At 67.7% G+C, this 5,880-nt stretch carries 7 protein-coding genes; 5 read left to right on the top strand and 2 right to left on the bottom strand.

Annotated features, from left to right (window positions below):
- Window positions 1-40: 40 nt before the first annotated feature.
- Window positions 41-850 (bottom strand): glycoside hydrolase family 3 N-terminal domain-containing protein, encoded by an 810-nt coding sequence (locus AB0J09_RS54130; RefSeq protein WP_360710039.1) that lies wholly within the window; start codon window positions 848-850, stop codon window positions 41-43.
- 344 nt (window positions 851-1,194) lie between these two features.
- Here AB0J09_RS54130 and AB0J09_RS54125 point away from each other — a divergent pair, with 344 nt between their 5' ends.
- The 5 genes from AB0J09_RS54125 (at window position 1,195) to AB0J09_RS54105 (ending at window position 5,087) form a co-directional block, all read left to right on the top strand.
- Window positions 1,195-2,553, top strand: coding sequence for an extracellular solute-binding protein (locus tag AB0J09_RS54125; protein ID WP_360710038.1), 1,359 nt, complete (start codon window positions 1,195-1,197; stop codon window positions 2,551-2,553).
- The gene (locus tag AB0J09_RS54120) at window positions 2,550-3,476 is read left to right on the top strand and encodes a sugar ABC transporter permease (RefSeq protein WP_360710037.1); all 927 of its coding nucleotides are present in this window, start codon (window positions 2,550-2,552) and stop codon (window positions 3,474-3,476) included. The genes AB0J09_RS54125 and AB0J09_RS54120 overlap by 4 nt, the downstream gene beginning before the upstream one ends.
- Before the next feature lies 1 nt (window position 3,477).
- On the top strand, window positions 3,478-4,368 hold the full coding sequence (locus AB0J09_RS54115) for a carbohydrate ABC transporter permease (RefSeq protein ID WP_360710035.1): 891 nt from the start codon (window positions 3,478-3,480) through the stop codon (window positions 4,366-4,368).
- 138 nt (window positions 4,369-4,506) lie between these two features.
- Entirely contained in the window at window positions 4,507-4,887 is a 381-nt protein-coding gene (locus AB0J09_RS54110) for a CU044_2847 family protein (RefSeq protein WP_360710033.1), read from the top strand.
- Complete coding sequence (locus tag AB0J09_RS54105) at window positions 4,884-5,087, top strand: hypothetical protein (protein WP_360710032.1); 204 nt, start codon at window positions 4,884-4,886, stop codon at window positions 5,085-5,087. Before AB0J09_RS54110 ends, AB0J09_RS54105 begins: the two co-directional genes overlap by 4 nt.
- Before the next feature lie 67 nt (window positions 5,088-5,154).
- Here the strand turns inward: AB0J09_RS54105 and AB0J09_RS54100 are convergent.
- Window positions 5,155-5,880: LysR family substrate-binding domain-containing protein (locus tag AB0J09_RS54100; protein WP_360710030.1), on the bottom strand; the 726-nt coding region annotated here is incomplete at its 5' end.

Raw genomic sequence — 5,880 nt, 5'->3', positions numbered from 1 at the left:
GACACCGTGGTGGAGGTGCACGACCTGCACATCTGGGAGGTCACCTCCGGATACGCCGCCCTGTCGGTGTCTCGAACGACGGCAGGATCATGTCCATCAGCTCGCGCCGCCCCATAGGCACCGGCCCGTGGTTGCGGGCCGCCCGCGAGGCCGAGTAGCCGGCGAAGTGCTTGAGCGTGGCGATGATCCCGGCGCTCTCCAGGCCGCGCACATAGGCGGCGCCGAGCATCGAGACGAGGTAGGGGTCCTCACCCATCGTCTCCTCGACCCGCCCCCACCGGTAGTCGCGCACCACGTCCAGGACCGGCGACAGGCCCTGGTGCACGCCCACGGCGGCCATGTCGCGCCCGATCGCGGCCGCCATCCGCTCCACCAGCTCGGGATCGAAGGTCGCACCCCACGCGATGGCCGCGGGATAGACGGTCGCCCCGTACGTCGTGAACCCGGTCAGGCACTCCTCGTGCACGATGGCCGGGATCCCGAACCTGGACCGCTCAACGACCGCCCGCTGCAATCTGACCACCTCGGCGGCGCCCTCCGCCGGAGTCACGGGACCACTGCCGTGCACCCGGGTCAGGTGCCCGAGCCCATGCCTGATCGCCTCGTCGAAGGGGACCGTGCCCGAGGCCGCGAACACATCCTGCATCGGCGCCACGTTCAGCGTCTCGGCCTCTTCGACCGGCTCGTGCTGCATGTCGTTGCCGATCCACCGGCTGCCGAGCTGGCCGACCTTCTCCTCCAGGGTCATCTCCGCAAGGATGGCGTCGACCCGGTCGGACACAGGAAGGGCCGGATCCTGCCACGGACGGAGCACGCCGTCAACCGCGGGCGTCCGATCTAGAGCCGTCATCTGCTGCTCTCCTTCAAGGCGATGTCCACCGTGAGATTTTCGAAATGTTTCGACGTCGTGACCGACCTGCGAGCGAGACCTCCTCGGCGCCAGATGACCAGTTGAACGCCGCGCCTGAGTACTTTACACACGTCCTGCCCGGATGGGCAGATTCCCAGGTGCGGCGGTCTTGACAGGCACATAGCCGAAACTTAGATTGACGGACCACGCGGTATGTCGCAAATGTTTCGACAAGTTAACTCAAGAGCAGCGAAGTGTGGGGCCGGCGCTACGGCCGCCGCCACACACCCGACGATCCACGAGCCGCGCGGCCAACCCCCCGGCGTTCAGTTACGGAGATCAGCGTGGAGACCAGGACAACCTCTCGCCGCACCTTCCTCAGCCTCTCCATGGGCCTTCCCCTGGGAGCCGCCCTGGCCGCCTGCGGCAGCTCCGGGCCCACCCAGACGGGCGCCGGTGGCGCGCCCGGCACCAGCACCGGCGGCGGTGCCGGCAAGGCCACGTACTGGTACCTCAGTGTCGAGCCGAACGAAGGCGTGCGCCGACGCGGGGTGGAGCGCTTCAACAAGGCCAACCCCAGCAGCACGATCGCGACGACCACCTTCCAGAACGACGCCTTCAAGACGAAGATCAAGACAGCGATCGGCGCGGGCGAGGCCCCCACCATCATCTGGGGCTGGGGCGGCGGCGGCCTGCGCAGCTACGTGCAGGCGGGCCAGGTCGACGACCTCACCTCGTGGTTCGACCAGAACCAGGCCTACAAGGATCGGCTGTTCCCGTCCTCCTTCGGCGCGGCCACGGTCGACGGCAAGATCTACGCGGTACCGGTCGAAACGGTGACGCCGATCGTCTTCTACTACAACAAGAAGCTCTTCGAGAAGGTCGGCGCGCAGCCCCCGCAGGAGTGGGGCGACATCATGGACCTGGTCAAGAAGTTCAACGCCGCGGGCATCGCGCCGTTCTCGCTCGGCGGGCAGTCGCGCTGGACGAACATGATGTGGCTGGAGTTCCTCTTCGACCGCATCGGCGGCCCCGAGGTCTTCCAGGCCATCTACGACGGCGAGAAGGACGCCTGGAACAACCCGGCCGCCATCGACGGACTGACCAAGGTACAGGACCTGATCAAGGCGAACGGCTTCGTCAAGGGCTTCTCGTCGATCACCGCCGACTCCAACGCCGACCAGGCGCTGCTCTACACCGGCAAGGCCGCGATGATGGTGCACGGCGGCTGGACGTACGGGTCGATGAAGACCGACGGCGGCGACTTCGTCTCCGGAGGCAGCCTCGGCTACATGAACTTCCCGCCGGTGCAAGGCGGCAAGGGCGACCCCGGCAACACCCTGGGCAACCCGGCCCAGTACATGTCGATCTCCTCCAAGGCGACCCCTGAGGCGAAGGAGATCGCCAAGAAGTTCCTCCTCACCGAGATGAACTCCGACGCGCAGTCCAAGGACTGGGTCAGCATCACCCAGGTGCCGATCGTCAAGGGCATCGACGCGCAGTTCGGCTCCTCCGCGGAGGCGCCGTGGCAGAAGTTCGTCTACGACACCGCCAGCAACGCCAAGTCCTTCCAGCAGTCCTGGGACCAGGCGCTCAGCCCGACCGCCGCCGAGGTCCTGCTGGACAACATCGCCAAGCTGTTCCAGCTGTCGATCTCGCCGCAGCAGTTCGCCACGAACCTCAACGAGGTCATCGGCAAGTGACTGTTCCTCCGATCTCCGCCAGGGGAAACGCGTCCCAGGCCGCCGTGCCCGGCGGCCAGGGGCGCGGCCTCGCCTGGCTGGCCGTGCCGGCGCTGCTGTTCTTCGTCGCCTTCGCCGTGATCCCGCTCGTCGGTGTCTTCGCGCTCAGCTTCACCTCCTGGGACGGGCTCGGCGAGATCCGCGTCAGCGGCTTCGACAGCTGGCGCGCCGTGCTCACCGATCCCGGGCTGCCGCACGCGTTGTGGGTGACGTTCCTGGTCACAGCGCTGTCGTGGGCGGTGCAGACGCCGGCGAGCATCCTGCTCGGCACTTTCCTGGCCGGCTTCCAGCGTTACCGCGCGGTGCTCGCGGTGCTGTACTTCATCCCGCTGCTGCTCAGCTCGGCCGCCATCGCGATCACTTTCAAGGCGCTGCTCGACCCGAACTTCGGGCTCGGCGCCGGGCTGGGGATCCCGATCCTGGTGCAGGACTGGCTCGGCGAGCCGGTCCTCGCCTTCGGCGTCGTGATCTTCGTGGTGTCGTGGCAGTTCATCCCGTTCCACTCGCTGATCTATCAGGGCGGCGTACGCCAGATCCCGCGCTCGATGTACGAGGCCGCCGAGATCGACGGCGCCGGCCGGGTCCGCATGTTCTTCAACATCACCCTGCCCCAGCTCAAGTACACGATCATCACGTCCTCGACCCTGATGGTCGTGGGTTCGCTGGTCTTCTTCGACCTGATCTTCGTACTCACCGCCGGCGGCCCCGGAGACGCCACCCGGGTGCTCGCGCTGGAGATGTACAAGAGGGGATTCCAGGCCAACCTGATGGGCCCCGCCAGCGCGATCGCCGTGATCCTCGTCCTGGTGGGCCTGGCGCTGGCGTTGCTGCTGCGCCGGCTCGGCGGCCGGAACGCGACCCAGAGCCAGCTGGAAGGGGCCTGACATGGCGACGACCCTCACCAAGGACTCCTCGCGGGCGGCGGCGAAGCACGCCGGTCCCCGCCCCAAAGGAGTGAGTCGCCGCCCCAACTGGCTGGCCGGAACGGTCTCGTGGGTCTGGCTGGCGATCGTGATCGTGCCGATCTACTGGATCGTCATCACCAGCTTCAAGTTGCAGACCAACTACTACGCCGAGAACCCTCTCGTGCCGCCGTCCGAGCCCACGTTCGCCAACTACCAGATGGTCATCGAGGCCGGCTTCATCCGGTACTTCGTCAACAGCGTCATCGTCACGGTCGGCGCGGTCGTGCCCGCCGTCGCGGTGTCGTTCATGGCGGCATACGCGATCGTCCGCAGTGGCAAGGGGCGGTTCCTGCGCTGGACGAACTCGACGTTCCTCATGGGCCTGGCCATCCCGCATCAGGCGACGATCATCCCGATCTACCTGATCATCATCAAGCTGCACCTCTACGATTCGCTGCTGGCGCTGATCCTGCCGTCGATCGCGTTCGCGATCCCGCTGTCGGTGCTGATCCTGGCGAACTTCATCAGGGACGTGCCCAAGGAGCTGTTCGAGTCGATGCGGCTGGACGGCGCCAGCGAGCTCGGCACGCTCTGGAACCTGGCGCTGCCTCTGACCAGGCCGGCCGTGGTTACGGTGACCATCTACAACGCGCTGACGATCTGGAACGGCTTCCTGCTGCCGCTGATCCTCACGCAGAGCCCCGAGCAGCGCACGCTGCCGCTGGCGCTGTGGAGCTTCCAGGGCCAGTACAGCATCAACGTGCCCGCGGTGCTCGCCTCCGTCGTCCTGACCTCGCTGCCCATCCTGATCCTGTACGTGGTGGGCCGCCGCCAGCTGCTGGCCGGCCTGACTGCCGGGTTCGGCAAGTGACGGCCGCCCGGAAAAAGGGCTGAGAATTCGGGCCGCCCGGGGGTCTCACCCCGGGCGGCCCGAATTCATTTACCCCGGCCGCCGCGGACCCTTTTCCCTTACGATTGCCTGACACGGCCTTCTGGCGACGGGAGTCAGGTGCGCCACTACGTTCGATTCACCACAGAAGACGGTTCCCCGGTCTTACTCGAACTCACTGAGAACGACGTGCCGGAGGAGCAGGGCGGGATTCAAGGGGCGGGTCCGGGCCAAAGGGCGAAAGAGCTCGTCACCACGGCCGCGGAGGCGTTGGAAACCGCGCTGGTGGGCGCATTGCAGCGAAACGCACGCGCCTTCATGAAAGCCCTCGAAGGCGTGGAACCCCCGCCGCGGGAGGCCCAGATCACCTTCGGCTTCAAATGGGCCGGCGAGCTGGGATTCACGGTCGCGAAGACGACCAGCGAGGCCACCTATTCCATCACTCTGACCTGGAACACGAGCCTGCGGAAACCCTCAGAGGAGGGAACGGCCGGAGGATGACCGCCCTTTCCTCGCAGGAAACGGCCGACGCGCCGCGCCGCGGGATCGTCAGGATCCTCGACGGCCGGGGCGGGACCGCGGGCACCGGTTTCCTCCTCCACGGCGGCCTGATCATCACCTGCGCGCACGTCGTCGAGGACGGGAACGGTCCAGTGGACGCCTGGGCGGCCACTGCCATACCGTTGGTTTCGGCTTTTTGAGCACACGCCGCGGTGTTCGACACACCCTGATTACAGCGGGAGCCGTACCGGGCCAGGGAGCGGCGTTTTATCTGACCGCCTTCTGGGATATTTCCTCTTCTGCCCGAGCCATTGCCGCGACCGAAACGGCTACCCGTACAAAGGCGGCCACCGCCGCCGAGCGCGCGTCCTGTGGCCAGGCGACGGCCAGTGTGGCCGGCTCGACGTCGCTGACCGGCCGGTAGGCGATCTCGGGCCACGTGTAACGCCGCACCACCCAGGCGGGGAGAAGGCAGACGATGTCGCCCAGCTCGATCAGCCTGAAGACCTGCGCCATGTCCGTGGCCGTCTGATGGGTTCCGGCCGCCGGCCCGCGGTGTGCCGTCCGCGGCGGCTCACCGACGCTGCCGTGCACAGCCGCGGACGGGTCCTGGTCGGCGGGCGTTCCGTCGGGGAGCCTTCTGCCGGCCAGGTCGGCCAACCGCAGGCATGACCGGGCGGCCAGCGGATCGGTCGCCGCCAGGGCTACCAGGCGGGGCTCCGTCAGCAGCGGCTCGACGTCCAGGCCGCGGTCGTCGAAGGGGCTGACCAGCAGCGCGACATCGGCTCGCCCATCGCGCAGCGCCTGCGCCTGCTCTCCCCGCCCACCCAGCACCAGCTCCACCCCGAGCGCCGCTTCCTCGAGCTGGTAGGCGGAGAGGATCCGCGGCAGCAGCCCCCCGTCGTTGTCGGCCTTGAGCGCGAGCCGCAGCCGCGGTGTGGCCTGGCCGGCGTGCCGGGCTCGCCGGCCGGCCGCGGCGACCGCGTCCAGCAC

Source organism: Nonomuraea sp. NPDC049784 (genome assembly GCF_040659615.1).
Classification (GTDB): domain Bacteria; phylum Actinomycetota; class Actinomycetes; order Streptosporangiales; family Streptosporangiaceae; genus Nonomuraea.
The sequence above is the reverse complement of the archived record's forward strand: the minus strand, read 5'-3'. Positions and strand labels throughout refer to the sequence as shown.

Bases quoted from the DNA above. Each gene is read 5' to 3' on its own strand.
- AB0J09_RS54130 (WP_360710039.1), bottom strand. From the start codon at position 850: ATGACGGCTCTAGATCGGACGCCCGCGGTTGACGGCGTGCTCCGTCCG.
- AB0J09_RS54115 (WP_360710035.1), top strand. From the start codon at position 3,478: ATGGCGACGACCCTCACCAAGGACTCCTCGCGGGCGGCGGCGAAGCAC.
- AB0J09_RS54105 (WP_360710032.1), top strand. From the start codon at position 4,884: ATGACCGCCCTTTCCTCGCAGGAAACGGCCGACGCGCCGCGCCGCGGG.